23 protein-coding genes and 1 pseudogene are annotated in these 25,907 nt (G+C 70.7%); 14 read left to right on the plus strand and 10 right to left on the minus strand.

The window, feature by feature from the left end; genetic code table 11:
• The 5 genes from ABZ441_RS01560 to ABZ441_RS01580 all read left to right on the plus strand — a co-directional run bounded on the left by ABZ441_RS01560 (nt 1) and on the right by ABZ441_RS01580 (nt 8,048).
• A complete protein-coding gene (locus ABZ441_RS01560) occupies nt 1-1,038 on the plus strand; it encodes an ABC transporter permease (RefSeq protein WP_358966681.1) in 1,038 nt (345 codons plus the stop codon).
• Nucleotides 1,035-2,021: an ABC transporter ATP-binding protein gene (locus ABZ441_RS01565; protein WP_358966684.1), complete on the plus strand. Its 987-nt coding sequence runs from the start codon at nt 1,035-1,037 to the stop codon at nt 2,019-2,021. Before ABZ441_RS01560 ends, ABZ441_RS01565 begins: the two co-directional genes overlap by 4 nt.
• 51 nt (nt 2,022-2,072) lie before the next feature.
• Nucleotides 2,073-3,485 (plus strand): GH1 family beta-glucosidase, encoded by a 1,413-nt coding sequence (locus ABZ441_RS01570; RefSeq protein ID WP_358966687.1) that lies wholly within the window; start codon nt 2,073-2,075, stop codon nt 3,483-3,485.
• A 23-nt stretch (nt 3,486-3,508) separates the two neighbouring features.
• Nucleotides 3,509-6,595: a glycoside hydrolase family 3 N-terminal domain-containing protein gene (locus ABZ441_RS01575; RefSeq protein WP_358966689.1), complete on the plus strand. Its 3,087-nt coding sequence runs from the start codon at nt 3,509-3,511 to the stop codon at nt 6,593-6,595.
• Between the two features lie 61 nt (nt 6,596-6,656).
• The gene (locus ABZ441_RS01580) at nt 6,657-8,048 is read left to right on the plus strand and encodes a hypothetical protein (protein WP_358966692.1); all 1,392 of its coding nucleotides are present in this window, start codon (nt 6,657-6,659) and stop codon (nt 8,046-8,048) included.
• 35 nt (nt 8,049-8,083) lie between these two features.
• Here the strand turns inward: ABZ441_RS01580 and ABZ441_RS01585 are convergent, their stop codons facing one another.
• Nucleotides 8,084-8,680, minus strand: a complete 597-nt coding sequence (locus tag ABZ441_RS01585) for an MSMEG_1061 family FMN-dependent PPOX-type flavoprotein (RefSeq protein ID WP_358966695.1) — start codon at nt 8,678-8,680, stop codon at nt 8,084-8,086.
• Between the two features lie 254 nt (nt 8,681-8,934).
• Here ABZ441_RS01585 and ABZ441_RS01590 point away from each other — a divergent pair.
• Together ABZ441_RS01590 and ppk2 are read left to right on the plus strand one after the other, a co-directional pair.
• Nucleotides 8,935-9,218, plus strand: a pseudogene (locus ABZ441_RS01590) (iron-siderophore ABC transporter substrate-binding protein); the annotation flags it as partial.
• Between the two features lie 68 nt (nt 9,219-9,286).
• Entirely contained in the window at nt 9,287-10,240 is a 954-nt protein-coding gene (ppk2, locus tag ABZ441_RS01595; RefSeq protein WP_358966697.1) for a polyphosphate kinase 2, read from the plus strand.
• A gap of 17 nt (nt 10,241-10,257) precedes the next feature.
• Here the strand turns inward: ppk2 and ABZ441_RS01600 are convergent, their stop codons facing one another.
• Both ABZ441_RS01600 and ABZ441_RS01605 read right to left on the minus strand, forming a co-directional pair.
• Complete coding sequence (locus ABZ441_RS01600; protein WP_358966700.1) at nt 10,258-11,001, minus strand: DUF4097 family beta strand repeat-containing protein; 744 nt, start codon at nt 10,999-11,001, stop codon at nt 10,258-10,260.
• Nucleotides 11,002-11,492: 491 nt separating this feature from the next.
• On the minus strand, nt 11,493-12,863 hold the full coding sequence (locus ABZ441_RS01605; protein ID WP_358966702.1) for a cellulase family glycosylhydrolase: 1,371 nt from the start codon (nt 12,861-12,863) through the stop codon (nt 11,493-11,495).
• 270 nt (nt 12,864-13,133) lie between these two features.
• Between ABZ441_RS01605 and ABZ441_RS01610 the strand changes: the two genes are divergently transcribed.
• Nucleotides 13,134-13,586 (plus strand): hypothetical protein, encoded by a 453-nt coding sequence (locus ABZ441_RS01610; RefSeq protein ID WP_358966704.1) that lies wholly within the window; start codon nt 13,134-13,136, stop codon nt 13,584-13,586.
• Nucleotides 13,587-13,611: 25 nt separating this feature from the next.
• On the opposite strand, the gene ABZ441_RS01615 is transcribed toward ABZ441_RS01610, so the two are convergent.
• Nucleotides 13,612-14,517 (minus strand): SMI1/KNR4 family protein, encoded by a 906-nt coding sequence (locus ABZ441_RS01615; protein ID WP_358966706.1) that lies wholly within the window; start codon nt 14,515-14,517, stop codon nt 13,612-13,614.
• A 549-nt stretch (nt 14,518-15,066) separates the two neighbouring features.
• Here ABZ441_RS01615 and ABZ441_RS01620 point away from each other — a divergent pair.
• Nucleotides 15,067-15,288 (plus strand): hypothetical protein, encoded by a 222-nt coding sequence (locus tag ABZ441_RS01620; protein WP_358966708.1) that lies wholly within the window; start codon nt 15,067-15,069, stop codon nt 15,286-15,288.
• A gap of 118 nt (nt 15,289-15,406) precedes the next feature.
• On the plus strand, nt 15,407-16,498 hold the full coding sequence (locus ABZ441_RS01625) for a sigma-70 family RNA polymerase sigma factor (protein ID WP_358966711.1): 1,092 nt from the start codon (nt 15,407-15,409) through the stop codon (nt 16,496-16,498).
• A gap of 121 nt (nt 16,499-16,619) precedes the next feature.
• Here the strand turns inward: ABZ441_RS01625 and ABZ441_RS01630 are convergent, their stop codons facing one another.
• From ABZ441_RS01630 to ABZ441_RS01640, 3 genes are all read right to left on the minus strand, one after another.
• Complete coding sequence (locus ABZ441_RS01630) at nt 16,620-17,354, minus strand: translation initiation factor IF-2 (RefSeq protein ID WP_358966714.1); 735 nt, start codon at nt 17,352-17,354, stop codon at nt 16,620-16,622.
• Between the two features lie 116 nt (nt 17,355-17,470).
• Nucleotides 17,471-17,722, minus strand: coding sequence for a DUF397 domain-containing protein (locus tag ABZ441_RS01635; protein ID WP_358966717.1), 252 nt, complete (start codon nt 17,720-17,722; stop codon nt 17,471-17,473).
• A complete protein-coding gene (locus ABZ441_RS01640) occupies nt 17,719-18,540 on the minus strand; it encodes a helix-turn-helix transcriptional regulator (RefSeq protein ID WP_358966720.1) in 822 nt (273 codons plus the stop codon). The genes ABZ441_RS01635 and ABZ441_RS01640 overlap by 4 nt, the downstream gene beginning before the upstream one ends.
• A gap of 112 nt (nt 18,541-18,652) precedes the next feature.
• On the opposite strand from ABZ441_RS01640, the gene ABZ441_RS01645 reads away from it, so the two are divergent.
• From ABZ441_RS01645 to ABZ441_RS01655, 3 genes are read left to right on the plus strand one after another with little or no spacing between them, the layout of a single operon-like run.
• Nucleotides 18,653-19,099: an ATP-binding protein gene (locus tag ABZ441_RS01645; protein ID WP_358966723.1), complete on the plus strand. Its 447-nt coding sequence runs from the start codon at nt 18,653-18,655 to the stop codon at nt 19,097-19,099.
• A 21-nt stretch (nt 19,100-19,120) separates the two neighbouring features.
• Complete coding sequence (locus tag ABZ441_RS01650) at nt 19,121-20,161, plus strand: NAD(P)/FAD-dependent oxidoreductase (protein ID WP_358966726.1); 1,041 nt, start codon at nt 19,121-19,123, stop codon at nt 20,159-20,161.
• The gene (locus ABZ441_RS01655; protein ID WP_358966729.1) at nt 20,158-20,796 is read left to right on the plus strand and encodes a class I SAM-dependent methyltransferase; all 639 of its coding nucleotides are present in this window, start codon (nt 20,158-20,160) and stop codon (nt 20,794-20,796) included. The genes ABZ441_RS01650 and ABZ441_RS01655 overlap by 4 nt, the downstream gene beginning before the upstream one ends.
• Nucleotides 20,797-21,012: 216 nt before the next feature.
• Here the strand turns inward: ABZ441_RS01655 and ABZ441_RS01660 are convergent, their stop codons facing one another.
• On the minus strand, nt 21,013-21,627 hold the full coding sequence (locus ABZ441_RS01660; protein ID WP_358966732.1) for a YceI family protein: 615 nt from the start codon (nt 21,625-21,627) through the stop codon (nt 21,013-21,015).
• A gap of 241 nt (nt 21,628-21,868) precedes the next feature.
• Here ABZ441_RS01660 and ABZ441_RS01665 point away from each other — a divergent pair, with 241 nt between their 5' ends.
• The gene (locus ABZ441_RS01665; RefSeq protein ID WP_358966735.1) at nt 21,869-22,393 is read left to right on the plus strand and encodes a hypothetical protein; all 525 of its coding nucleotides are present in this window, start codon (nt 21,869-21,871) and stop codon (nt 22,391-22,393) included.
• 130 nt (nt 22,394-22,523) lie between these two features.
• On the opposite strand, the gene ABZ441_RS01670 is transcribed toward ABZ441_RS01665, so the two are convergent.
• Together ABZ441_RS01670 and ABZ441_RS01675 are read right to left on the minus strand one after the other, a co-directional pair.
• The gene (locus ABZ441_RS01670) at nt 22,524-23,846 is read right to left on the minus strand and encodes an amidohydrolase family protein (protein WP_358966737.1); all 1,323 of its coding nucleotides are present in this window, start codon (nt 23,844-23,846) and stop codon (nt 22,524-22,526) included.
• 120 nt (nt 23,847-23,966) lie between these two features.
• Entirely contained in the window at nt 23,967-25,178 is a 1,212-nt protein-coding gene (locus tag ABZ441_RS01675; RefSeq protein ID WP_358966781.1) for a glycoside hydrolase family 64 protein, read from the minus strand.
• Between the last annotated feature and the right edge of the window lie 729 nt (nt 25,179-25,907).

The following is a 25,907-nucleotide window of genomic DNA, read 5'->3' on the forward strand; positions in this document are numbered from 1 at the left end:
ATGTCCGTCACTGCCACCGACGTAGCCGTACTGGACGACGTCCCCGCACCCGCCGCGCCGAGCCGGGCCAGGCTCCGCTTCCTGCGCGGCGGCAAGACCCGCACCGGTCTGCTGATCCTCGCGTTCTTCCTGGTCCTCGCCGTCGTCGGCCCCTGGATCGCGCCGTACGACCCCGACGCGATGAGCGACCAACTGCTCCAGCCACCGTCCGCCGACCACTGGTTCGGCACCACCCACACCGGGCAGGACGTCCTCTCCCAGATCCTCGTCGGGACCCGGGGCGTCCTCCTGGTCGGGTTCATCGCCGGGATCATCGCGACCGTGCTGTCCGTGGTCATCGGGGTCAGCGCCGGATTCCTCGGCGGAGCCGCCGACGAAGTCCTGTCCATGCTCTCCAACGTCTTCCTGGTCATCCCCGGCCTGCCGCTGATCATCATCATCGCGAGTTTCGTCGAGGACACCACGGACCTGCTGATCGCGGCCGTCATCGCCCTCACGTCCTGGGCCTGGGGCGCACGCGTCCTGCGCGCCCAGACCCTGTCCCTCAGGCGGCGCGACTACGTGGAGGCGGCCCGCGCCACCGGCGAGTCGACCTGGCGGATCATCCTCTTCGAGGTCATGCCCAACCTCACCGCCGTCATCGCGTCCGGCTTCGTGGGCACCGTCATCTTCGCCGTCCTCTCGGAGATCACCCTCGCCTTCATCGGCGTGGCCGACATCTCCCACTGGAACTGGGGCACCGTGCTCTTCTGGGCCCAGTCCAACCAGGCCCTGGCCCAGGGCGCCTGGTGGTGGTTCGTTCCCGCCGGTCTGTGCATCGCCCTCCTGGGCACCGCCCTGGCGCTGATCAACTTCGGCATCGACGAGTTCGTCAACCCGAGGCTGCGTACCGCGACCGGCGCCTCGCGGAAGGTCAGGATGCGGGTCGGCTTCACCCCCGTGGCCCGTACGGGCACGCCGCCGGGAGGCACCGCGGACCCCGCGGTCCGTGCCACGCCGGAGCCGTCCGGCACGTCCAGCAAGGAGCACTCCGCATGACCGCCGAGCCGATCCTCACCATCAGCGGCCTGAACGTCGACTACGGCACCGGCACGAGCGGCGTGCACGCGCTGCGGGACATCGATCTCACCCTGAACCGCGGCGAAGTGCTCGGCCTCGCGGGCGAGTCGGGATCGGGCAAGTCCACACTGGCCTACGCCGTCACACGGCTTCTCTCCCCGCCCGGCGTGATCACCGGCGGAGACGTCCACTACCACCGGCCGGGCGCCGAGCCGGTCGACATCCTCGGCCTGACCCCGGACGAGCTGCGCGCCTTCCGCTGGCAGGAGCTGTCGATCGTGTTCCAAGGGGCGATGAACTCCCTGAATCCGGTGCACACCGTCCACAGCCAGCTCACCGACGTACTCAAGGCGCACCGCCCCGGCATGCGTAAGGCCGACCGGACAGCCCGCGCCGAGGAGCTGCTCACCCTCGTCGGCATCTCCGCAGACCGCCTCGCCGCCTATCCGCACCAGCTCTCCGGCGGGATGCGCCAGCGGGTGATGATCGCGATGGCGCTGGCGCTGGAACCCGAGATCGTCATCATGGACGAACCCACCACCGCCCTCGACGTGGTGATGCAGCGTCAGATCCTGCGCAAGCTCGTCCAGCTCAGGGAGCAGCTCTCCTTCTCCGTCGTGTTCATCACGCACGACATCTCCCTGCTGATCGAGTTCTCCGACCGCATCGCGATCATGTACGGCGGCCGGATCGTGGAGCAGGCGGGCGCGGCGGAGATCTACCGCGACCCGCGCCACCCCTACAGCGACGGGCTGCTCCACTCCTTCCCCGCCCTGCACGGCCCCCGGCGCGAGCTCACCGGTATCCCCGGCTCACCCCCGCACCTGTCCGCGATGCCCGCCGGCTGTGCCTTCCACCCCCGCTGCGGCAAGGCCTTCGAGCCCTGCTCCGAGCGGGTCCCGGTGCTCGCCGCACCGGATGCCGGGCAGGCCCGCGAGGTCGCCTGCTGGCTGCACCACTGACCGACCGCCTGTAGCCCATCACCCCGCAGCACACCGGAGTTACGGAGAACCATGGACCACGTCACGCCCCGCAGCAGCCTGCAGCCCGCCGCCGTCCAGGGATTGCCCGCCGACTTCCGCTGGGGCGTCGCCACCTCCTCGTACCAGATCGAGGGCGCCGCGTCCGAGGACGGCCGGACCCCGTCCATCTGGGACACCTTCTGCCGCGTCCCCGGCGCCGTGCACCACGCGGAGCACGGCGACGTGGCCTGCGACCACTACCACCGGATGCCCGAGGACGTGGAGCTGATCGCGGGGCTCGGCGTCGACACCTACCGCTTCTCGCTGGCCTGGCCGCGCATCCAGCCGGGCGGCCGGGGGCCCGCCAACACCAAGGGCCTCGACTTCTACAAGCGGCTGGTCGACGAGCTCCAGGGACGCGACATCACCCCCTGGATCACCCTCTACCACTGGGACCTGCCGCAGGAGCTGGAGGACGCGGGCGGCTGGCCCGCCCGTGACACCGCCCTGCGGTTCGCGGAGTACGCCATGCTCGCGTACGAGGCGCTCGGTGACCGGGTCGAGCACTGGACGACCCTCAACGAGCCGTGGTGTTCGGCGATGCTCGGTTACGCGTACGGGGCGCACGCCCCCGGCCGGACCGACATGGGTGACGCCATGGGCGCCGTCCACCACCTGCTCCTGGGCCACGGTCTGGCCGCCCGCCAGATGCGCGAGGCGGCGGGGAGCAGTCCGCTGGAGCTCGGCATCACCCTCAACCTGGGCACCGCCACCCCGGAGACCGGCAGCGAGGCCGACCGGGAGGCCTGCCGCAGGGCCGACGGCATGGGCACCCGCCTCTACCTCGACCCGATCGTCCACGGCCGCTACCCCCAGGACGTCGTCGACGACCTCGCCGCCCAGGGCGTCGAACTGCATGTCCGTGACGGCGACCTGGACGCCATCGCCACCCCCCTCGACGTCCTCGGCGTCAACTTCTACCGTGGCGCACTGTTCTCCGGGGTCACCGAGGAGGGCTCACCCACCGACGCCGACGGCCTCCCCGTCGTCCGGGGGATCGAGCGCGACCTGCCCCGCACCGCCATGGACTGGGAGATCACCCCGGAGGAGCTCACCTCCCTGCTGCTGCGGCTCCAGCGCGACTACGCGCTGCCGACCGTCATCACCGAGAACGGGGCGGCCTTCGACGACACCGTCGCCGCCGACGGGTCCGTGCCCGACACCGACCGCACCGCCTATCTCGCCGACCACATCGCAGCCGTGTCCGAAGCCCGCCGGCAGGGTGCCGACGTCCGGGGCTACTTCGCCTGGTCGCTGATGGACAACTTCGAGTGGGCCTACGGCTACGACAAGAGGTTCGGCATCGTCCGCGTCGACTACGACACGCAGGTGCGGACGCCCAAGGACAGCGCCCTGTGGTACCGCGACACGATCCGGCTCACCCGGAACGCCCGGACCGACTGACTCCGTACGAGAGAGAGCCGCCCATGCCCCGTACACCGCACGTCCGCTCACGTCACCGCGCGAGACCGGCCACGGCCGCGCTCGCCGCCGTCACCGTCCTCGCCTCACTGCTGGCCGGGGCCGTCCCCAGCGCGGCGGCCGACGCCGAGGACCCCGCACCGGTCCTCGTCGACCGCTTCGAGGGCGAGGTCCCCTTCGGCAACCCGCCGGCCGACTCCCTGTTCACCTGGGGCGGCGACGCGGACGACCACCCCGCCCTGAAGTTCGAGGAGCGCACGGACGCCCCCGAAGGCGACAAGGTCCTCCAGGGCACCTACGACATCAGCGCCTGGGGCGGACTCAGCCATGAGTTCGCCGTCGACCAGCCCCCGAAGGACTGGACGGCCCACAAGGGCATCCGCTTCTGGTGGTACGGCCAGAACACCGCACCCCTGCCGCCCGGTTCGGGCAAGCGGATCAACTTCGAGATCAAGGACGGCGGAGCCAACGGCGGCGCATCCGAGCTGTGGACCACCTCCTTCACCGACGACTGGGAGGGCTGGCACCAGGTCGAGATCCCCTTCGCGGACTTCGTCTACCGGGCCGACTACCAGCCCGTCGGCGGCATCGACCAGGTCCTCGGCCTGAACGAGATGTGGGGCTACGCGCTGACCCTCCCGACCGGCGCCCCCGGCTCCTTCGCCATGGACGCCGTGGAGCTGTACGGCAAGGCCGACCCGGCGCTGAAGTCGAGCGTCGTCGTCGACTCCGCCGTGCACACGGTCAAGGAGGGCGGCCGGGCGGACATCAGGATCTCCGTCGCCACCACCGGCTCCGTCCCCGTCGAAGAGCCCGTCACGGTCGCGTACACGACCAAGGGCGGCAGCGCCGAGGCGGGCAAGGACTACACGGCGGTCACCGGTACCCACACCTTCCCCGCGGGCACCGCCTCCGGCACCACGCACACCGTCACCGTGGCCACCACCAAGGACAAGGGGGCCGAGTCCGCGGAGACGATCCCGCTGGAACTCACCGTCACCGGCGCCAAGGCGCCCAAGGAGAACCCCCAGGTCGTCATCGACGCCCACGGGCTGCCCTACCAGAACGCGAAGCTCCCGGTGAAGAAGCGCGTCGCCGACCTGCTGTCGCGGATGTCCCCGGCCGAGAAGGCCGGCCAGATGACGCAGGCGGAGCGCAACGCACTCAAGTCGCAGGGCGACATCGCCGCGTACGACCTCGGCTCCCTGCTCTCCGGTGGTGGCTCCGTACCCACCCCGAACACGCCCGAGGCCTGGGCCAGGATGGTCGACGCCTACCAGCTGCGCGCGCAGGCGACCCGCTTCCAGATCCCGCTGATCTACGGCGTGGACGCGGTGCACGGCCACAACAACGTGATCGGCTCGACGATCATGCCGCACAACATCGGCATCGGCGCGGGCCGTGACCCGAAGCTCGCCGGGAAGACGGGCGCCGTCACCGCGAACGAGGTGCGCGCCACCGGCATCCCGTGGGACTTCGCCCCCTGCGTGTGCGTCACCCGCGACGAGCGCTGGGGCCGGTCCTACGAGGCGTACGGCGAAGACCCCGCCCTGGTCGAGGCCATGGAGACGGTCATCACCGGCATGCAGGGCAGCCCGTCGGGCAAGGACCTCGCCCGCAACGACAAGGTGCTGGCCAGCGCCAAGCACTTCGTCGGCGACGGCGGCACGGAGTTCGGCTCCTCCACCACAGGCTCCTACACGATCGACCAGGGCGTCACGAAGGTCACGCGCCAGGAGCTCGAGGCCGTCCACCTCTCGCCGTTCGCCGAGTCCGTGAAGCGGGGCGTCGGCACGGTCATGCCGTCCTACTCCTCGCTGGACGTCCTCGGCGACGACGCCGGCCCGGTGAAGATGCACGCCAACGCCGAGATGATCAACGGCGTGCTCAAGGACCGGATGGGCTTCGAGGGCTTCGTCATCAGCGACTGGCAGGCCATCGACCAGATCCCCGGTGACTACGCGAGCGACGTCCGCACGTCGGTCAACGCCGGGCTCGACATGATCATGGTCCCGACCGCGTACCAGGACTTCACGAAGACGCTCAAGGACGAGGTCGCCGCGGGCCGGATCAGCCAGGCCCGCATCGACGACGCCGTCGCGCGGATCCTCACCCAGAAGTTCCGCCTCGGACTCTTCGAGAAGCCGTACGCGGACACCTCGAACCTGGACGACGTCGGATCGGCGGCACACCGCGCGGTCGCCCGTGAGGCGGCCGCCAAGTCCCAGGTGCTGCTGAAGAACGACGGCTCGGTGCTGCCCCTCAAGGCGTCCCAGAAGGTCTACGTCGCCGGCTCCAACGCGGACGACCTCGGCAACCAGGCCGGCGGCTGGACCGTCAGCTGGCAGGGTGCCTCCGGTGCCACCACCACGGGCACGACGATCCTGAAGGGCATCGAGAAGAACACCTCCTCGGCCACCTTCTCCAAGGACGCCTCCGCCCCGACCGAGGGGTACGACGCCGGAGTCGTGGTCGTCGGCGAGAAGCCGTACGCCGAGGGCATCGGAGACGTCGGCAACGGCCACGACCTCGAGCTCACCGACGCCGACAAGGCGGCCGTCGACAGGGTCTGCGCCGCCATGAAGTGCGCGGTCCTCATCGTCTCCGGCCGTCCCCAGCTCATCGGGGACCGGCTCGGCGACATCGACGCGCTGGTCGCCTCCTGGCTGCCCGGCACCGAGGGCGACGGCATCGCCGACGTCCTCTACGGGAAGCGGGCCTTCACCGGGCAGCTCCCGGTGACCTGGCCGAAGTCCGAGTCGCAACTGCCGATCAACGTCGGCGACGCGGCGTACGACCCGCAGTTCCCGTACGGCTGGGGACTGACCACCCTGAAGAAGGCCCCGTCGGGCGGCGAAGCCGCTCTCGCCGCTCTCGCCGTCGCCGCACAGCTCGCCGAGCGGGCGGGCCTCGGGAAGACCGCGGCGGGCAAGGAGATCGTGGACAGGGCGAGGTTCCTGGTCCAGCAGAGGACCGGCGGAAAGCTGACGGCGGCGGTGTCCAAGCCGTTCGCCGAGGCCGACCATCTGCTGCTCACCGGTGATCTGACCGGAGCGGTGGCGAAGCTGCGCACGGCGTACCGCGCCGTGTAAGAGCAGAAACGAAACCCGGGCGGGCGACGCATTTGTCGCCCGTTCGGGTTACTTTCGGAGTATGCGGAAGAGGCTGTTCGCTCCCCTGTGGGCCTGCCTGCTGCTGATACTTTCGGCGGCTGTGCTGGCGATGACCCCCGCTGCCCAGGCCGCCCCCTCCACGATCGACGACGCGGCGAGCGCCCTGCGCCAGGGCCCCGTGTACGTCGACCCGGCGGCGTCCGGTCAGCTCTCGGCGTCCCAGGAGGCCGCCCTGGAGAAGAAGATCAAGGACGCCGACAAGCCGGTCTTCGTGGCCGTGCTGCCCGCGACGTCCCAGTACCCGCCCGAGAACCTCCTGCAGAATCTGCGCACCGACACCGGGGTCACCGGCGTCTACGCGGTCCGCCTCGGCGACGGCTTCGACGCGGGCGCCGATCCGCAGGTGATGCCGACCCGGGCCGTCGAGAACCTCACCACCGCGGTGAAGGCACCCGGCACGGACACCGACGCCGCGACCCAGCTCAACGCCTTCGTCGACAAGGCTGTCGAGCAGGCCGAGGGAAGCGCCCCGGCGTCCTGGTCCGGCGGCGGCGCCGGCGACGGCGACGGCGCGGCGAAGGGCGGCGCACCGGTGACCGGTCTGGTCGTCCTCGGAGGGCTGGTCCTCGCGGGCGGAGGCACCGCGTTCGCGGTCGCCCGCCGCAACAGGAAGCGCAAGGAGGAGGAAGAACAGGCGGCTCTGGAGAAGCTCCGGGTCGTCGTGGACGAGGACATCACCGCGTACGGCGAAACTCTGGACCGGCTGGACTTCCATCCCGGCGAGAAGGGAGCCGACGACGCGATGCGCATCGACTACGAGCGCGCGCTCGACTCCTACGAGGACGCCAAATCCCGCATGGGCGACGCCCACCACCCCTCCGACGTACGCGGGGTCACCCAGGCCCTGGAGGACGGCCGCTTCTCCCTCGCCGTCCTGGAGGCCCGGCGCAAGGGCCGCGCGCTCCCGGCCCGCCGCCCGCCCTGCTTCTTCGACCCGCGCCACGGGCCCTCGGTCGCGGACGTCCGGTGGACGCCGTCCGGCGGGGCGGCCCGCGAGGTCCCGGTCTGCGGCGCAGACGAGGTCCGGCTGCGCGAGGGCGAGGACCCCATGAGCCGCACGGTCGACGTCGGTGACGGCCGACGGCGTCCCTACTGGGAGGCCGGACCGGCCTACGGCCCCTGGGCCGGCGGGTACTTCGGCGGAGGTCTGCTCCCCGGCCTGCTGGCCGGCACCCTGCTCGGCTCGATGCTCTCCACCCCGGCGTACGCGGCGGAGTACGGCGGCGGTGACTTCGGCGGAGGCGGGGGAGGCGACTGGGGCGGCGGTGACTTCTCCGGCTCCGACTTCGACTCCTCCGGCTTCGGAGGCGGTGGCTTCGGCGACGGCGGTGGATTCGGAGGCGGTGGCTTCGACGGGGGCGGCGGGTTCTAGCAGTACCGCCCCGCCCGACACTGTTCCCGCCGGGCTCAGGCCCGGGCGCTCCTCCCCGCCGGCTGCTCCTCCCACGTCTCCGGCGCCCACAGGCCCGAGCGCTTGATCGAGGCCGGGCAGTGCAGGTAGATCTCGTCGATGTCCACGACCAGCGCGAGGTCGGGCCGGCGGCCCCTGACCTGCATCTCGTCGAAGACCGGAGCGTCCGTGAGGACGCGTGCCCTGCCGTTGATCCGCAGGACCGTCATCACGCCCGGTATCAGGTAGAGCAGGCCGACATGCGGGTTGGACAGGATGTTGTGGAAGCTGTCACCGCGCCGGTTGCCCGGCAGGTCGGGCAGCACGAGGGTGCGCGGGTCCAGGACCCGGGTGAAGCCGGGTTCCCCGCCGCGCGGGGAGGTGTCGCAGTTGCCGTCGGCGTCCGAGGTGGACACGGCGCAGAACGGCGAGCGGGCCAGCAGGCCGAGGTCGGCCTCGGTGAGTTCGTCGTGGACCTTGTCGATGACGATCGGCCACGGTTCGCCCAGGATCTCGCGCAGCTGTTCGGCCGACTCGAGGGGCACGGCTCCGTCCAGAGGGTCCGCGGTGTCGATGGGGGCGGCCGTGACGGCCGCGGGCGCGGCGTTCGACAAGGGGTACTCCGAACCTCGTGGGGGCGCAGCAGCGGAACGCTGACCTGGCGCTGTTAGGCTCACCTTACTTATGTTCCCGGGTGCGCCCCGTCCCGGGGGCGACAAGCAAGGTGAGGGACAGTGCACAACCGCATGCCGCCCCGGACGATCCGGCCGTGAGCGCCCCGGTTCTCCAGGGAACGCCCGGCCGGGACGCGATACGGAAGGCCGGGACGTCCGCGCGGAGCCGCACCCGCAGCCGCCCCGCCCTGTACCCGGCCGTCGAGGCCGAGGCCGGCGAGGGCTTCTCGGTTTCCGTCTCCAAGGAGAACCTGGACCTCCTGGACGCCGATCTGACGGTCATGGCGCCCATCGGCATCCCGGCCACCGACATCAGCGGCGACCCGCTCCACAAGGCCGTCCCGTCGGTGAAGGCCGGCCACTCCCTCGTCTTCGACGACAAGGGCATCAGCACGGCGTTCGCCACCGACTCGGTGCCGTCCACCGGCTACGCGCTACGGAGAAGGTCGTCCCGCTCTTCGCGGAGAAGATGAAGTAGGCCGGGCCGCCACCTGATCGCGTCCGTGCTTCCGGTTTGCACGGGCGCGATGAGGTGACAGGCTTTGTATGGTGAACCGTGACCGGGTGGAGAAGGAACTCCTGCACGGCCTGACCGTCGACTCCAGCAGGCCGGAGCAGCCGATCCTGCTGGACGAAGAAGGCAGGCCGATCAAGACCTGGCGTGAGAACTACCCGTACGACCGCAAGATCCGCCGCAGGGAGTACGAGCGGATCAAGCGGATCCTGCAGATCGAGATGCTCAAACTGCAGCGTTGGACGAAGGACACCGGCGCCCGGATCGTCGTGGTCTGCGAGGGGCGTGACGCGGCCGGCAAGGGCGGCACCATCCAGCGCTTCACCGAGCGTCTGAACCCCCGTGGCGCCCGCATCGTGGCCCTGGACAAGCCCACGGACCGCGAGCGAGGGCAGTGGTACTTCCAGCGCTACGTCGCCCACCTGCCGGCGCCCGGTGAGATCGTCTTCTTCGACCGCTCCTGGTACAACCGTGCCGGGGTCGAACGGGTCATGGGGTTCTGCACCCCGCCCGAGTACGAACTCTTCCTGCGGCAGTGCCCGGACTTCGAGCGGATGCTCGTCGACGACGGGATCATCGTGGTCAAGTTCTGGTTCTCCGTCTCCCGCGCCGAACAGCGCACGCGTTTCGCGATACGCCAGGTCGACCCGGTGCGCCAGTGGAAGCTCTCGCCCACGGACATCGACTCCCTGGACCGCTGGGACGACTACACGACGGCGAAGATCCACATGTTCCGCGCCACCGACACCGGTTACGCGCCGTGGACCGTCGTGAAGAGCAACGACAAGCGCAGGGCCCGCCTAGAAGCGATGCGCAGCCTCCTCGCACGCGTCGACTACGCGGCGAAGGACGCCGACGCCGTCGGCGAACCGGACCGCCTCATCGTCGGCGCCGCGGCCACCCTGCTGGAGCCGGGGGAGGAGGACGCCGCCCTCTCACCCACCCGCTTCGCGTCGAACCCGGGCGGGCCGGGGGAGCACCCGTAGGTGCCCGTGCCGTCCCCTCAGCCGCGTGCGGCGGTGACGTCGCCGTTGACGCTGCCGAGCGTCATGGTGTGGCGGGCCCCCTCCGGGGCGGTGGGGACGGTGACCGAGGTCCGGCCGTTCCGTGTGGTGGCGGTGACGTCGTAGGCGGGTGCGCCGGGAGGAAGCCCCACACGCACCGAACCGTTCTCGGTCGTGGCGCTCAGGCGCGCGGGTGAGGCCGCGCTGTCCAGCCTGACGTCGCCGTTGACCGTCTCGGCGTGCAGCGTCCCGGAACGCAGGCCGTCCGCGCGGACGGAGCCGTTGCGGGTGACGAGCCGGACGGTGGCGTCGTCCCCGCCGGACCGGGCGACCGTGACATCGCCGTTGACGGTGGTCAGGTCCAGTTCCGCCGGCAGGCCGGCCACGTCGATGCCCGCGTTCCGTGCGGTGACGGCGACGGAGACGCCGGCCGGGACGTCCAGCACCGGCATGTGGGGACACCGCTCGTCGTGGTCCCCGCAGGACAGGTCGAGCACCCAGGTGTCCTCGCGGTGCGACCAGCGGCTCGCGACCCGTGGATCGACGACGGCCCTGCCGTCGTCGGAAGGCCGCAGTCGCACGCCGTCCCCGGTGGTGATCACCAGGTGCTGCCCACGGGCCATCTCCGGCGCTGTCGGACCGAGCCGTCCGCCGGAGTCCCCGCCGGCGCACGCCGCGACGAGGGGAGCGGCCAGCAGCAGCGCGGCCAGGCGCCGTCCGTGTGTGAAGGTTCTGGAACTCATACCTCTCCGCCTTCCCGGAACCGGGCCGTCCATGGAGGGCATCTACAACGTCCTTCGGCCGTGCAGCGCCTCACGGGCATCTTCGAGGGCGCGCCCCCTGGGCGCCCTCGAACTCGAGGCGGCTACCCACCGGCTGATCCGGAATCAGAGCATCACCCGCACCCGCCGGCTTCGCCGGCAAGCGCACCACCGTCGGCCCGGCCGCCGTTGTTGCCACCGGTCCTGCTCAGCCTGATGGTGACCTGGTGACCGCCTCACCTCGCTCCACGACCACGCCCGGGCGGCTCCGCCGTCCCGCCACCCTCACCAGCGGCGGTGTTCCCGAGGTGCCGGCAGGAACGGATTGACGCCAGGAGGGAACTCCTCCTCCCACTCGGGTTCGGCGGCGTAGCTGACGGGGATCCGGGTGTTGCGGCCACTGTCCGTGGCGCGTCGCGAGGGAGGTGGCGGGTCTCCGACCGGCCGGAGACCGGCCGGAGCCCCGCCGGAGGTCAGCTGGTGGGGAAGCTGTCGGGCGTGCTGATGCGGTTCTTCAGCAGCGACCCGGACTCCGTCAGCACACCGCTGCTGCTGTAGTCGCCGCCACCGCAGGTACCGGGACGGAAGGCGGCGCTGCTCTCGGGAGCGTCGGAGTAGGTCCAGTTCGCGTAGCTGATCCTCAGCTGGTCGAGCAGGTCCAGCCAGGCAGTGGTGCTCGCCACGTCCATCGCCCCTCCGCCGGTGGCGCTCACCGTCCCGAACTCGGTCACGAACAGGGGGAGTCGCGAGGCCGCCCGGCTCAGTGTGGAGCGGTAGGAGTCCTTGTGGCTCGCGGCGTAGAAGTGGAACGCGTACATGATGTTGGTGGCGTTGACCGGGTTGGCGACGACCTCGTTCTCGTCGGAGCCGTCCGAGACGCCCAGTGAGGACCAGCCGCGGGTGCCGACGATGACGACGCCGTCCGGGTCGGCCGCCCGGATCACCGGGATGACCTGCTCGGCATAGCTCTTGATGCCCGACCAGCTCACGCCGTTGGGCTCGTTGGCGATCTCGTAGATCACGTTCTTCTTGCCGGCGTTGCGGGCGGCGACGGACGCGAAGAACGTCTTCGCGCGGTCGAGGTTGTAGTTCGGGTCACCCGGCGTCAGGGTGTGGAAATCGATCAACGCGTACATGCCCCGGGCCTCGGCCATGTCGACGAGAGCGTTCACCCGGCTGGTGAAGCCCGCCGGGTCGGTCTCGTAGCCGTCCTCCTGCACGTACATGGAGATGCGCAGCAGGTCGGACTTCCAGTCGTTCGCCAGCGCGTCCAGGGACGCGGTGTTGTAGCACTCGTCGAACCACTGGATGCCGTGTGTGCTCATGCCCCGCAACTGGACGGGGCGGTTGAACCGGTTGCACAGGTTCACGCCGCAGACGTGGAGTTGGCCGTTGACCTCCACGGGGGTGCCTGCGACCGGATCGGGGGCGGGCTCGTCGACGGAGCCCGTACAGGCGACGCCGTTGAGCGTGAATGCCGTGGGCTTCGGGTTGGCGCCCGTGAAGGTGCCGGAGAAGCCCAGGTCGGCGACCGCACCGGTGGCCAGGGTGCGGTTCCAGTCCACGCCGACGGCGGTGACGGCCGAACCGGACTGCGACCATGTGGCGTTCCAGCCCTGGGCGACCTTCTGCCCGGCGTCCGGCATGGTGAACCGGAGCGTCCAACCGCTGACGGGGGCTCCCAGGTTGGTGACCTTCACTCCGGCCTGGAAGCCCCCCTGCCACTGGCTGGGGACCGTGTACTCGACCTTGCAGCCGGTGGCGGCCACGGCCTGGGGGCCGAACGCCCCCATCAGACCCAGGACGGTCGCGAAGGCCGCCAGTAAGGCGAACAGGCGTTTCATGGTGTTCCTCCTCGTGCGAAGCGGAATCAGAAGTGGGAGCGCTCCCAAGGTCCATCGGCCCGAGACCGTACACCGGTACGGCAATGCGCGTACAGAGATTCGACAGGCATTCGACGAAGTGCCGTACGGGGGAATGCATCGCGCCCCGGCCCCGGCGGGGTGGTGACGAAGCCCTGGCCGCACGCCCCGGCTTCTCCCGCACGGTGATCTGGCACAGGATGAGGGCCTGCGGCATCACGCTTCGGGCGCACCGACAGGAGGGTGAGGCGGATGGGAGTGATCGAACGCCTGTGGGCGGCAGGCGAGTTCCCTGTCCGGGACGGGCTCTACCGGCCGGACGACACCGGCCTGGAGGTGCATGTGGAGGGCCCCGGGGCCTACCACCCGGAGGCCGGGCAGCCCGTTCCCTTCCGCCTCGGAGGACCGTTCGACGTGGCCGAGGCCGTCGAGGCCGAAGGCTCCACGGAAGCGGACCTCAACTTCGAGCACCCGCTGCCGGACGGATCCGGCTGGATGTCGGGCGGCGGCAGCGGGACGGGCAACATCGGCTACCTCGCCCGCCTCGACACCGACCGCACCCTGGTGTGGGTCCTCGCCATGTGGTCGTCGAACCCGTTCGTGGGCGTGCGTCACGAGGGGGCGCGAGCGGTCTTCACCAATGACTGGGGGAATCTGCTCCACCTCGACCTGCACGATCCGGCGTTCACGCGGACGCGGTGGTGAGACCGGCCGCGGGCCGGCCGTCGGGTCACCGCGACGGCGACCCGTCCGCCGGCCCGGTGGCGGAGCCCCAGGACGAGGTGCCGTGCACGGTGTCGGCCGACAGTACGGGGCACCCCGTCAGATCCACCGCCGCGAACACGGCGCGGCGGGCCTCCGCGCTGTCGGCGGGCGGGAACGCGACCCGGAGCTGATGACCGTAGGTGCACTCGTACGTCATGAGCCAGCCGGTGCCGTCGACGGCGAAGTGGTCCTGCCGCTGGCCCTCGTACTCGTAGTCACCCCGGTCGGACGTGGGGGCGAAGGCGTCGCGCAGGATGCGCAGGCGCTCGTCGTAGGGGCGGGGCCCCTCGCCCAACCGGACGTACACGTGGTCGAGCTCGATCGCGGCGTCGAACCAGTGGGCGAGCTCCGGATCGTGGTGCAGGAGCTCGGAGGTGATGCCGCGGCTCGTCACACCGTCGAGGAACGCACCGGCCCCGCAGTCGAACCGCTCGTAGTCGTCGTCGCGCGACCAGATCACCACAGGCCAGGACTCGGGAGGCCCCTCGGTCAGCCAGCACACGTGCGCCGCGCTCTCCGTCACCGCCCAGGCCAGCAGCCCGCCGGGCTCCGGGAAGAGGGGGTAGGGATACCGGTCGGGCGAGTCGTCGCGCAGCGGACCGTAGTCCTCCCGGAGATCCGCCCTGAGCGGGACCGGGTTGTCGTCACCGAACGGGGTGCACAGGCACAGAGCGCCCCAGAAGTCACCGCGCCCGTACGTCGCGACCAGCTGCTTGTAGTCCTCCGGCAGCGGCGTGCCCAGGGCGCGTTCGGCCTCCGCCCAGTCGCCGTGCCCGTCCACCGCGGTCACAGGAGGGCGGACGCGTTCGATCACCCGTGCGACGGAGCTGTGCGGACCGGTCACGTCCCCACCTCGGCGGTTGCTGTACACGTCATGACTCCTCCAGGAAGGTCGTCCGGCGGGCCGGTGCTTCGTGCCTCCGGGGACACGCGCCGGCGTCATCAGCATCCCAGGTCCCCGGTCACACCTGCACAGGCTGAGCTTCCCGGTGGACGGGCCCGGGGTGTCTGCGGCGGATCTGCACACGGTGTCCGCAGGCGGCGAGGCGCGCCCCACGGTCCTCCGGGTGCGGACCGTGTTCACCACGTCTGCGGCCGACTATGTCCCTTTCGTGGCGGATCAAGGATTCGGTCGACGGAACGTCCGTCGGTCGGTCGAGTGAAGAAGGTGTACCGGTCCAGGAAGCAATGTGACCGCGTCGGTCCCTCGATGCCGGAATGCCATGCGTGAAAGCAGTGAAAGGTGGCTTCGTCACGCCCTCACGTGCTTACATCCCTCACATCGCGGAAGCCGCAGGGAAATTCGACGCCTCCGGGCGAACCGTGAATTCGCTCCGGTGACCGTGAAAGCGGCAAGTGCCATTCCCTACTGCGGAGTTGGCCCGAGCCATTCGGAATTAATGCGAAGGGAATGCACATCATGAGCTCCGCCCCCCAGATACAGACCCAGGAAATCTCCGACGCGGACCTCGACGTCGTCTCCGGCGGCCTCGCCGGCGCTGCTTCCGTCGAGGTGCCCCTCGTCGGTGGCGTCGTGGGTGGGCTCGACGCCGACCTGCTCTCCGGCAGCGTCTCGGGTGCCGTCGGCGGCAACGTGCTGGGTGTCGCCGGTCTCGGCTCCGCCGCCACGCTCTCGGTCTGATCCGACGCTGAGCCCGTATGCCCCGAACCTGACCTGCCAGGTCTCGGGGCATAGGGGCCGTCAGGCACCATGGTCCGCGCAACACCGGACCTGAACCCACGCAGCAGAGGCTTCGAACGTGAGCTACCCGCCCACCGCTCGCCGTCCGGGTGGCCCGGGCAACCGGTGGGAGCTCATCTGGAGTCACCGGGACGAACTGCTGGAGATCGCGCACAGTCGCTCCTCGAGTGCCGATGAGGCCGAGGACGCCGTGCAGGAAGCGATGATCCGCGCGGTGGAGGATCCTGACGTCCACTACGGCCGGGTGCGTTCATGGCTCAGGACCGCGACCGTACGCGCATGCGCCGAACGGCACCGTCAGATCGCCCGCGACCGCGAGTTGAGCAGGAGCCTCTCCGCCGCTCCGGTCGAGCCGTTCCCGGTGGAGGAGAGGGCATGTGACCGCGCGGAGGCCGAATGGCTGGCCGACCGCAGCGCCGAACTGCTGCCCGCCCGCCAGGCTCAGGCGCTGCGGCTCCAGGCACAGGATCTCGACGTGGGACAGGTCGCCCGGACCATGGGGCTGAGTTACCGGGCGACCGAGTCACTGCTCGCCAGAGCCAGACGGTCGCTGCGTGACGTCCTGGCCGGCAGCCTCACACTGGCCGCGACCGTGTGGATGTGCGCACGCAGATTTCCCCGTACGGGCGTCACCCAGTCCGCCGGGGTGACGTCGGCGGCGGTGACGCTCGCCGTGGCGGGAGCGGTTCTGCCGGCCGGACCCTGCGACCGGCCCGACGACCGGTCCGCGGAGAGCAGGCCCGAGGCCGCTGCGCCGCGCGCCATCCCGGCCGCGGAGTTCCCCGCTCCCCGTGCGGGTCGCGCCCGCCCTCATGCGGCGTCCACCGCCCCGGGCCCCCGACAAGTCGGCCAGGCGAGCCAGGAATCCCCGCGATCCGCACCGGAGGAGCCGCCGAGGACCTACGAGCCGCCGGAGACCGTCACCGTGGGGATATCGATCGGATCCGGCTCACCGGTGCCGGTGCTGCCGCCCGTGGTCACACCCACGTCCGTGCCGTCATCGCCCCTGGTCACGCCCACGTCCGTACCATCATCGTCTGTGCACGCGTCGGATCTCCCTCGTCCGGATGTGCCCTCGGTCCCGTCCGGCCTCACCACCGCCGAGGCCGGTGTCACGGTCGACCGGCCCGACGGGCCGACCCGCCACTGATCAGGATGCGCCGGGCCGTGGTCCGGCCGGTGTGACTCCGAGGTCGTAGGGCGGCTTTGACCGGCTGCCGAACCCGATGGGGACACGCGGACCTGTGGCCCGACGAAGTCAGGCACCCCTCTCAGTGCGGTGGCGGTGCCGGGTCCAGGGCATTGCCGACGGTGCAGCCGCCCTCCCCGGGCATCCGCTGGATCCGGGGCGGCACCCACACCTCGGTGGCGCCGGGACTCACGCGGGCAAGAAGGCAGTCCTGCGCGTCGAAGCCGTTGCCCTCCAGGGACAGGAGAACGCCGACCCGGCCGCCGTCCGTCTTCACCTCGGTACGGATCGCCGGATGCAGATCCAGGGCGGCGAGCCCACGGCGCACTTCGGCCTCGTCCACCCGGCCGTCCTCCGGCACCCGGGGAAGTCCGGCGCGGAGCTCCTCGGACGGCAGCCGGGGCGGTTCGGGTGGCGGGGCGAAGACCAGCGGAGGGCTGTCCGGGCAGCCCACGTCACGGGGCTCCTCACGCCACTCCGTCGTGGGCGACACCCGCACCGCGAAGCAGCGCTGCACGGTGACCTCCTCGACGTCGAACCATCCGTTGTACGCCGAGCCGGACGTGCGGACGACCACGTCGATGCCGTCCCCCTCGTGCGTGGAGGTTCCGGTCACCCGCAGCACTTCCACCCCGTCGATGCCGGACGCGGAACGCCCGACCTCCTCAGCCGTGCGCGGACGCTCACTGCGGAGCCGCGCGCCCGCGCTCCCGGCCACCTCCCGTGCGGCGTCCGTCGCCTCGTCCGCGGAGGACTGCACGACGCCGCAGCCGATGGCGGAAAGCAGCAGTGGTGCGAGCAGCAGCAGTCGGCGCATGTGTCCACCCTTCCGGAGCCGCGCGCGGCGGGCAGCCGCCCACTCACTCGAACCGGCAGGGGTGATCGTACTCAGCTGATGCGGCGGCCGGAGGTGCTTGCGGGGACTGCCCGTCGCTAAGCCGCCGCGCTGACGAACGCGGCCCAGGCGGTCGGCTGCACGGTCAGGACCGGACCACCGGTGACCTTCGAGTCGCGGATGTGCACGGCGGTGGGATGGGCGGAGACCTCGACGCGGTCGCCGCGTCCGCTGCCGCTGTAGCTGGACCTGCGCCAGTCGCAGGCGACTTCGAGGCAGTTGCCGCCCTGGTCGCTGCTGTGGCTGGACTTGAACCACGAGAGATTGGTGCCGTGTGCCGCTCGAGTCATGACTCTCCAAGCAGGTCGTCCAGTAGGCGCGCGCTGTTCTCGACGGAAAGCGCCTGCGAACGCAGCATCCCATATTTCTGCTGAAGGACACTGACGGCATCCGGATCATCGTGGAGCACGCTGGTCAACTGGGCCTCCACATAGGCCAGGTGGTCGTGATCAGGTGTCTCCAGCAGCACCATCGGGCCCGCGAGACCGGCGTGCTTGGAGAGCCGCATGGGCATGATCTGCAGCCCCAGGAAGGGGAGCTCCATGCACTGCCGCACATGCTGGATCTGCTTCAGCCGCATGGTGCGGTCACCGATCTCGCTGCGCAGGATGCTCTCCTCCAGGATGAAGTGGAGCATCGGCCGCGGTCTGCGCTCCAGGAGTTTCTGCCGGTCGAGCCGTGCGGTAACCCACTCCTCCCGCTGTTCCTCCTCAAGCGGCGGAAACAGGCAGGAGAAGACGAAGCGGGCGTACTCCTCCGTCTGGAGCTGTCCCGGAACCACCTGGTTCTCGTACGACAGCAGCGTCACCGCCTCCTGCTCGTACTCCACGAAGTCCTGCACGAACGCCGGGAACCGCTCCTTCTGCGGCACCTTGGCCACGGCGACCCCCAACGCACCCTTTGTGTCCAGCAGTTCGTCCAGTTGAGTCGCGAAGTCCGCCTGGAGTGCCCGGCGCCCTTGTTCGATCGAGGCGATCGTGTCCTCGCCGACGCAGAACCGGTCGGCCAGCGACGTCTGCGTGTGCCCGGCCGCCCGGCGGAACGCTGCGAGCTGCGCGCCGATGAGGTGCCAGGACGTGACCTGCTTGCTCTTCTTCGCCGAGTGCATGACGTGCCTCTCCCCGTACGCGAACCCCGCCGGACCCGTCAGCACTCGTACGGAAGCGGTGTACGACCTGACGCGGTGCCCCACAGTAGTGACGTTCTGTGACAGTCGTCCCGTGAATGAACCAACGCGACTCGCCCCCTTCCGCGAGGCCTTCTACCGCCGTGAGCGCAGGTCCGTGCCCCTCGCGCGTCAGTTCGTCCGCGAGGCCCTGCTCGACTGGGCGTGCGAGGTGGACCTCGACGACGTACTGCTCTGCGTGAGCGAACTCGCGACCAACGCGCTGGTCCACGGAGTTCCGCCCGGAAGAGGGTTCCGGGTGCAGCTGACCTGGAAGGACGCGCTCCGGATCGAGGTGCACGACAGCGGGGGCGGCGAGGTTCGCGGGGACCCCGGGTCCGGCCCGTACGCGGAGTACGGGCGCGGCCTGATGCTCGTCGGGGCACTCGCCGACACCTGGGGGGTGGGGGAGCGGAGTCCAGGGAAGACGGTCTGGTGTGAGTTTGCCGGTTCAGCAAGCAAACTTGTCGAACCGGGGGTACGCGCGCACCATCTTCCGTAACAGGAGGTGATCCGTATGAGCATGAGTGAGACGAACCAGCGGTACGACGTCGTGGTGATCGGCGGCGGTGCTGCCGGGCTGAGCGGGGCGCTGGCCCTGGCCAGGGCGCGGCGTTCCGTGCTGGTGATCGACGCGGGCAGCCCGCGCAACGCACCCGCGTCCCACGCCCACAACTACCTGGGCCGGGAGGGCATTCCGCCCCTGGAGCTGCTGGCCATCGGCCGGGCCGAGGCAGCGGACTACGGCGCCGAGATCGCCCGGGGCGAGGTCGCCTCGGCCGGGAAGCTGCCCGGCGGCGGATTCCGTGTCGTGCGGGCGGACGGGGAAGTCGTCGAGGCCCGTCGTCTGCTCGTGACCACCGGAATCGTCGACGAGCTGCCGCCGGTGAGGGGCCTCGCCGAGCGCTGGGGCAACGAGGTGCTGCACTGCCCGTACTGCCATGGCTGGGAGGTGCGGGACAGGCCTGTCGGTGTTCTCGCGCTCAGCCCCATGGCCGTGCACCAGGCCCTGCTCTGGCGGCAGTGGACCGACGACGTGGTGCTGTTCCGCCATGAGCAGGCCGACTTCACCGACGAGGAGTACGAGCAGCTCGCCGCCCGGGGCATCTCCGTGGTGGAGGGCGCGGTGGCCGGGCTGGAGGTGGCCGACGACCGGCTCACGGGTGTGCGGCTGGCCGGGGGCACGGTCATCCCGCGCGAGGCGGTCGTCGTCCAGCCCCGCTTCACCGCGCGGTCGGCGGTGCTGGAGAGCCTCGGCCTGGCGCCCACCGAGATGCTGATGGGCGACCACGTCATCGGCAGCTACATCGCGGCCGACCCCTCGGGCGCCACCGAGGTGCCCGGCGTATGGGTGGCCGGTAACGTCGCCAACCTCATGGAGCAGGTCGTCGGAGCGGCGGCCGCCGGGCTCAAGGCGGCGTCGATGATCAACATGGACCTCGTCGCCGAGGACACCCGCCGCGCGGTCGACGCCCGCCGCGCACCCTTCTCGGCCGAGGCCGAGCGCCTGGTGACCGAGCGTGTGCTCGGGGACCGCCGTCACGGACTTACGGAGACACGATGACCACCGACAGCACCCGGACCGACGCCGAGATGTGGGACGACCGGTACCGCGAGAGCAATCGGATCTGGAGCGGCAACCCCAACGTCGCACTCGTCCGTGAGGTGGAGGGCCTCGCGCCCGGCCGTGCCCTGGACCTGGGCTGCGGCGAGGGCGCAGACGCGGTCTGGCTCGCCCGCTTCGGCTGGAAGGTCACCGCCACCGACATCTCGCGCGTCGCCCTGGAACGCGCGGCGGTCCACGCGGCCGACGCCGGGGTCGCGGACCGGATCGACTGGCAGTGGCACGACCTGGGGGCCTCGTTCCCCGAGGGGGAGTACGACCTGGTCTCCGCCCAGTTCCTGCACTCCATGGGGGACCTCCCGCGTGAGCGGATCCTGCGGCAGGCGGCCTCGGTGGTCGCGCCCGGCGGTGTGCTCCTCGTCGTCGGGCACGCCGGCTTCCCCTCCTGGGAGCACGACCACCAGGACATGGAGCTGCCGACCACGGACGAGGTGCTCGCCTCCCTCGAACTCCCGGAGGGGGAGTGGGAGGTGCTGCTCAGTGAGGAGCACGAACGCATCCAGAACGACCCTGACGGCAACCCCACCACCCGCACCGACAACGCGCTGAAGGTGCGCCGCGCGGCCGGGAGCTGACCGGCCCGCCAGTAACGGCACGCCGCCCTTCGGTGATGGCTCCGAGACCAGGAGGGCCCCGGAGTGACGAACGATCGCCGGGGTCCTCCGCCGTGCGGCTCCTCCGTGTCCCCGGCGGGTACGGGGCTCCCGCGAAGCAGTCGGCGGGCCCGACACCGAGCGCCCGCCGTCCTCCCCCGAAGGGAAGGGCCGGCGGGCGCGCTCGGTTTGGGAGGATCAGGCCTGCGGGGCGGCCTTGATCGCGGAGATGTCGAAGTTCAGCTTCACCTTGTCGCTGACCATCACACCACCGGTCTCCAGGGCGGCGTTCCAGGTCAGGCCCCAGTCGGAGCGCAGGATGTCGGTGCTGCCCTCGAAGCCCACGCGCTCGTTGCCGTAGACGTCGGTGGCCGAACCGTTGAACTCCAGGTCGATGGAGAGCGGGCGGGTGACGTCCTTGATCGTGAGGTCGCCGGTGACACGGTAGGTGTCGCCGCCGAGCTGCTCGGCCTGCGTCGAACGGAACGACATCAGGGGGAACTTCTCGGCGTCGAAGAAGTCGCCGCTGACCAGGTGGCCGTCGCGGTCGGCGATGCCGGTGTCCACACTGGCGATCTTGACGTCGATGGACGCGGAGGAGTTGGAGGGGGCGGCCCCGTCCAGAACGAGCGTGCCCTCGTGCTCACCGAAGGAGCCGCGCACGTTGGTGACCATGGCGTGGCGCACGGTGAAACCGATGCTGCTGTGCGCCGGGTCGATCGTGTAGGTGCCGGTCAGGGCTGCCAGCGCCGGGTCCACGGCGAGGGTCGCGGTGGTGGACGGGGCGGCGTTCTTGCGGTTGAACAGAGCCATGGCTCCTCCTCGGGGACGTGTTCCGACGCGTTCCACAGAGCGGACCGCCGAACGTTTGGTTTAACCTTCAACGAGATTGACTGTAGACCCTTTTTGTTCAAAGTTCAACATCAAGGGTCCAGGCCGGTCCGAAAGTCGCGGGGGACGTCGGGCGGGCCTTGGTCGAACCCTGGCGGACGCGCGTAGAGCTGGGGCACTATCTCCTTGCCCATAATTGTCATGAGCAGGAGGACATCCCCCCATGCTGACCCGCCCCAGACTCCGCTCGGCCCTCACCGCACTCGCCCTCGTCCTCGGCGCCCTCTTCGCGCCCGGCGTCGGCGTCCTCGGCGGCGGCGCCACCGAGGCGCACGCCGTCACCAAGCTGACCCACTCCCAGGCGACCTCCCGCTTCAGCTCCTCGGGGATCACCTGGTCGTCCTCGGGCGGCTGTTCCAACCGGAACGTCTCCACCTGCACTTCCTTCGACCAGCTCAACCTGGCCAGTGCCCAGGGCGCCCAGACGCTGAAGAGCGCCACCGGCTGCGCGCTCAACATCACCGGGGGCACCGAGACCGGGCACGCCGGCGGCACGTACTCGCACTGGAACGGCTACAAGCTCGACTTCGGCAAGAGCACCTGCCTGACGAACTACGTCAAGGGCGTGTTCAGCTACATCGGTGTGCGGGGCGACGGCGCGCCGCAGTACAAGTCCGGCTCCGGCAACATCTACGCCGACGAGGGCAACCACTGGGACGTGACGTACTACAACTGCGGCGGCTGCTGACCGCACGGCGCGATCCGGCCACACCGCACCGCCTGCTCCCCGCACAGGAGATGCCCCCGTCCACCCGAACCCGGGACGGACGGGGGCGCTTGCGTGTTCCCGTGGACTGCCGCTTCTCCGTGGCGCCCGCTCAGGGGCAGAGCGCGGGCAGGACGCCTCGGCCGAGGACGCCGGCGCGGTCGACGGCGATCCGTCCCTCCTTCACCACGGCCAGGATGTGGGCGGGATCGCCCAGCGAGGCGATGTCGGACAGGGGGTCGACGTCCGTGACCACGAAGTCGGCCGCCTTGCCCGCCTCCAGGGTGCCGGTGACGTCGTCGACGCCGCACAACCGCGCGGCGTCGCCGGTCGCGGCCACGATCGCCGCCATGGGCGACAGGCCGGCGACGTCGACCAGCAGCCCCAGCTCCTGGAGGTTCCTGCCGTGGCCGACGGCCAGGCCGCTGTCGGTCCCCATCGCGATCCTCACCCCCGCGGCGGCGGACAGGGCCACCGACTCCTGGGCGATCCGGTGCCAGCGCACCCCCTTCTCGTACGCCGAGGGGGAGGTGCGCGCCGGGTCCAGGTCCTGCGTCGTCTCCAGCAGTGTCGGCACCAGATACTGGCCCCGTTCGACCATCTCCGCCCGCAGCCCCTCGTCCAGGGCGTAACCGTGCTCGATGCTGCTCACCCCCGCGCGGACGGCGGCCTCGATGCCGGGACGCCCGATGGCGTGCGCCGCGACCGGCAGCCCGCCGTAGGCACGGGCCTCCTCGACGGCCGCCGCGATCATCTCCGGGCGCAGTCCCAGCCATTCGGGCCGGTCGTGCGGGGAGGTGACGCCGCCGCTGGTGGCGAGCTTGATGCAGTCGGCGCCCGCCGCGACCAGGTCGCGCACCCGGGCCCGCATGTCGTCGACGGAACCGACCAGGCTGCGCGGGCTCTCGGGAAAGGCGACGGCGACGGCGAGCCCGTCGATCCCTCCGGCGAGGGTGAAGTCCGCGTGGCCCGCCCGCTGGCTGAGCATGGTGACCGAGACCAGCAGCCGGGGTCCGGGGATTCTCCGCTCCGCCACGGCCTGCCGGAACCCCGCGTCCAGCCCCATCAGGTCCCTCGCGGTGGTGACCCCGTTCTCCAGGGTGGCGCGCAGCCGGTCCAGGACCTTCAGGGTCCGGTAGCTCGGCAGCTCGTACAGGCCCTGGAGGGGATTTCCGGCAGGCCCGGGGAGGGCGAAATGCACATGGGTGTCGATGAAGCCGGGGCACAGGGTCCGGCCTCCCAGATCCAGCCGTCCCACAGTCCCGAGGTCTGCGGGGAGCCGCGCCGCCGGGCCCGCCCAGCCGATGACGCCCCCCTCGACGATCAGTGCGGCGTCCGGCACCGCGGCACGGCCGGTGCCGTCGATCAGACGCAGCCCGTGGAGGAGGACCCGCTCGCCGGGGTCGCCGGCCGAGGTCTCACCGAGGGGGGACATCTGTCAACGATGGGTCCCGGGGGCCGGCGGCGCAGGCCGGAGTGGGCCGCACGGGTGCAGGACGCGGCCGTGCCCGCCCGCCGCGGACCGGCGGCGGGCGGGCACGGTGTCACGGACGGGTCAGGAGCCCACGCTCACCGTGAAGCGCCGGGGATTGCCGTCGTGCGCCGCCCCGGAGACGTCCGGCTCACCGTCCGGGCGTACGTCGTCGTAGGGGAAGGCGTAACCGATCGGGGAGTTCGCGTGGACGACCCGCGACCAGTGGTTGGTCACCCCGCCCTTGTAGTAGTCCGCCACCGAGGTTCCGTTGGGCTGCTGCGGGTGGCTGAGCATGATCGAGCGGTTGAAGCCCGCGGCGATCCTGGCCAGCAGCGCCTTCTTGTCGTCGGAGTCACCCGGGTTGTTCGTGAAGGGCCCGTGGTTGCAGGTGAAGATGTCCTTCGACGTCGGCTTGACGAAGGTGTGGCCGCCCTCGAAGGTCAGCGTGTCGCCGCTGACCCGGCCCGCCAGTGTGCCCCGGCCGCCCTGCAGGTCGATACGCAGGTCGGTGGAACGGTACTTCTCCCAGACCTCGTCGATCTGCGCGGTGAACAGGTCCCGGAACGGCATCTCGTTCGGGCGGTCGAAGAACGGCGCCATCAGGTTCTGCGGTGAGACGACCCGCAGGACCTTGCCGTCCGAGCCGCGGGTGACCAGCTTGTCCCAGGGCTGGCCGTCGGAGGCGGCCTGTGCGGTGAGGTCGTCGGCGATGCGCTGGACCGCGCCGTCCGGGAGCGGAGCCACCGTGTGTGTGGAGTCGCCCTCCAGGGTCAGCCCGATGGGCAGGGCCGTCACCAGGTCGACGTAGCTGATGTTCGCGTACAGCTGCTGCGGGTTGAAGGTGAACTCGCAGAACGACCAGGTCCTGCCGTAGTTCGGGTCGGTTGGCGTGGCGAAGGCCGGCTCGACCAGGGACGGGCCCGGATTGAGGTAGAAGTCCAGTTTGTCGTCGCGCACGAAGTAGACCCGCGCCCCGTACATCTGGGGCAGGGTCAGGGTGACGGCGCCGGCGCCGGCGGCTTTCAGGGGGATGGCGCAGTCCACCGGCAGCGGCGTCTGCGGGGCGCCGGGGGAGTCGGGGCGGTAGACGCTGCCGTCGGGGCGCAGCAGCACCCAGCGGTCCGTGCCCTGCTCGTGGCCGGTGACGTACGCGTGCACCGTGCCGGGCAACGACTTGTTCTCCAGGGCCAGTTCGCACGTTGCGGCGGCCGCCGACGTGCGCGGGCTCAGTGCGCTTCCCCAGACGGGGTAGGTGAGCGCGGTCGCGGAGGCGGCGGCGCCCGTCAGGAACATTCGGCGAGAAATCACGACGGAACTCCCGAGGTGTGGGGGGTCGCAGACGGGGGGTCAGGGTGGTGGTGCGGGGAGGTGGGGCCGTCTGCGGTGCGCACCACTCTCGCGACGCCTTCGGCGAGCGTCAAGACTTATGACTGAGAGCGCTCTCAAGAAGTAGTCGTTCTTCACAACTCGACGCCGCCGGGCGGGTTTTGGCCACGCCTGGTCGACCACCGCATGCACGCAGTGAACAGAAGCCGAACGCGACGGCCGGCGGAGTGCGGGGCTGCTCGCGGGTGCGCCCGGTCGGCCCGTCCGGGTGGCGGGCGGGTACAGTCGCCCCCGCCCGACGAGGAGCGGCCCCGGGTGCGGCCCTCAGCCATTGCGGTGCGTCGAGTCGCCCGGCCAAGTGGATCCACGGCGTGGCGCGCGGGCCGGTGTGTGGCTGGAGTCACATCCCCTGCTTTGTCGGAGCCCTACAAAGCCGATGCGTCATGAGCTGGCAGATCGGGTGCCCGGTGCTCTACTTCTGTCAGGTGCCTCCAGGAATCGGGGCAGGAGACTGTGCGGAGTGAACGGCAGGGTTTTCCGGGTCGGGTTCGTAGGGTCGACGTATGACCGTTGTGGACGAAATCCCGGGCGAGCCGAGCGACACGCGTGGCCGGGTGGCCGAGCTGCTGGCGCTGCGTGAGCAGGCCCGGCGTGGACCGAGCGACCGGGCGACCGAGGCGCAGCACGCCAAGGGGA

It is taken from the genome of Streptomyces sp. NPDC005752 (genome assembly GCF_040630715.1).
Classification (GTDB): domain Bacteria; phylum Actinomycetota; class Actinomycetes; order Streptomycetales; family Streptomycetaceae; genus Streptomyces.

Bases quoted from the DNA above. Each gene is read 5' to 3' on its own strand.
- ABZ441_RS01560 (WP_358966681.1), top strand. From the start codon at position 1: ATGTCCGTCACTGCCACCGACGTAGCCGTACTGGACGACGTCCCCGCA.
- ABZ441_RS01565 (WP_358966684.1), top strand. From the start codon at position 1,035: ATGACCGCCGAGCCGATCCTCACCATCAGCGGCCTGAACGTCGACTAC.
- ABZ441_RS01570 (WP_358966687.1), top strand. From the start codon at position 2,073: ATGGACCACGTCACGCCCCGCAGCAGCCTGCAGCCCGCCGCCGTCCAG.
- ABZ441_RS01575 (WP_358966689.1), top strand. From the start codon at position 3,509: ATGCCCCGTACACCGCACGTCCGCTCACGTCACCGCGCGAGACCGGCC.
- ABZ441_RS01580 (WP_358966692.1), top strand. From the start codon at position 6,657: ATGCGGAAGAGGCTGTTCGCTCCCCTGTGGGCCTGCCTGCTGCTGATA.
- ppk2 (WP_358966697.1), top strand. From the start codon at position 9,287: ATGGTGAACCGTGACCGGGTGGAGAAGGAACTCCTGCACGGCCTGACC.
- ABZ441_RS01600 (WP_358966700.1), bottom strand. From the start codon at position 11,001: ATGAGTTCCAGAACCTTCACACACGGACGGCGCCTGGCCGCGCTGCTG.
- ABZ441_RS01605 (WP_358966702.1), bottom strand. From the start codon at position 12,863: ATGAAACGCCTGTTCGCCTTACTGGCGGCCTTCGCGACCGTCCTGGGT.
- ABZ441_RS01610 (WP_358966704.1), top strand. From the start codon at position 13,134: ATGGGAGTGATCGAACGCCTGTGGGCGGCAGGCGAGTTCCCTGTCCGG.
- ABZ441_RS01620 (WP_358966708.1), top strand. From the start codon at position 15,067: ATGAGCTCCGCCCCCCAGATACAGACCCAGGAAATCTCCGACGCGGAC.
- ABZ441_RS01630 (WP_358966714.1), bottom strand. From the start codon at position 17,354: ATGCGCCGACTGCTGCTGCTCGCACCACTGCTGCTTTCCGCCATCGGC.
- ABZ441_RS01635 (WP_358966717.1), bottom strand. From the start codon at position 17,722: ATGACTCGAGCGGCACACGGCACCAATCTCTCGTGGTTCAAGTCCAGC.
- ABZ441_RS01640 (WP_358966720.1), bottom strand. From the start codon at position 18,540: ATGCACTCGGCGAAGAAGAGCAAGCAGGTCACGTCCTGGCACCTCATC.
- ABZ441_RS01650 (WP_358966726.1), top strand. From the start codon at position 19,121: ATGAGTGAGACGAACCAGCGGTACGACGTCGTGGTGATCGGCGGCGGT.
- ABZ441_RS01655 (WP_358966729.1), top strand. From the start codon at position 20,158: ATGACCACCGACAGCACCCGGACCGACGCCGAGATGTGGGACGACCGG.
- ABZ441_RS01660 (WP_358966732.1), bottom strand. From the start codon at position 21,627: ATGGCTCTGTTCAACCGCAAGAACGCCGCCCCGTCCACCACCGCGACC.
- ABZ441_RS01665 (WP_358966735.1), top strand. From the start codon at position 21,869: ATGCTGACCCGCCCCAGACTCCGCTCGGCCCTCACCGCACTCGCCCTC.
- ABZ441_RS01670 (WP_358966737.1), bottom strand. From the start codon at position 23,846: ATGTCCCCCCTCGGTGAGACCTCGGCCGGCGACCCCGGCGAGCGGGTC.
- ABZ441_RS01675 (WP_358966781.1), bottom strand. From the start codon at position 25,178: ATGTTCCTGACGGGCGCCGCCGCCTCCGCGACCGCGCTCACCTACCCC.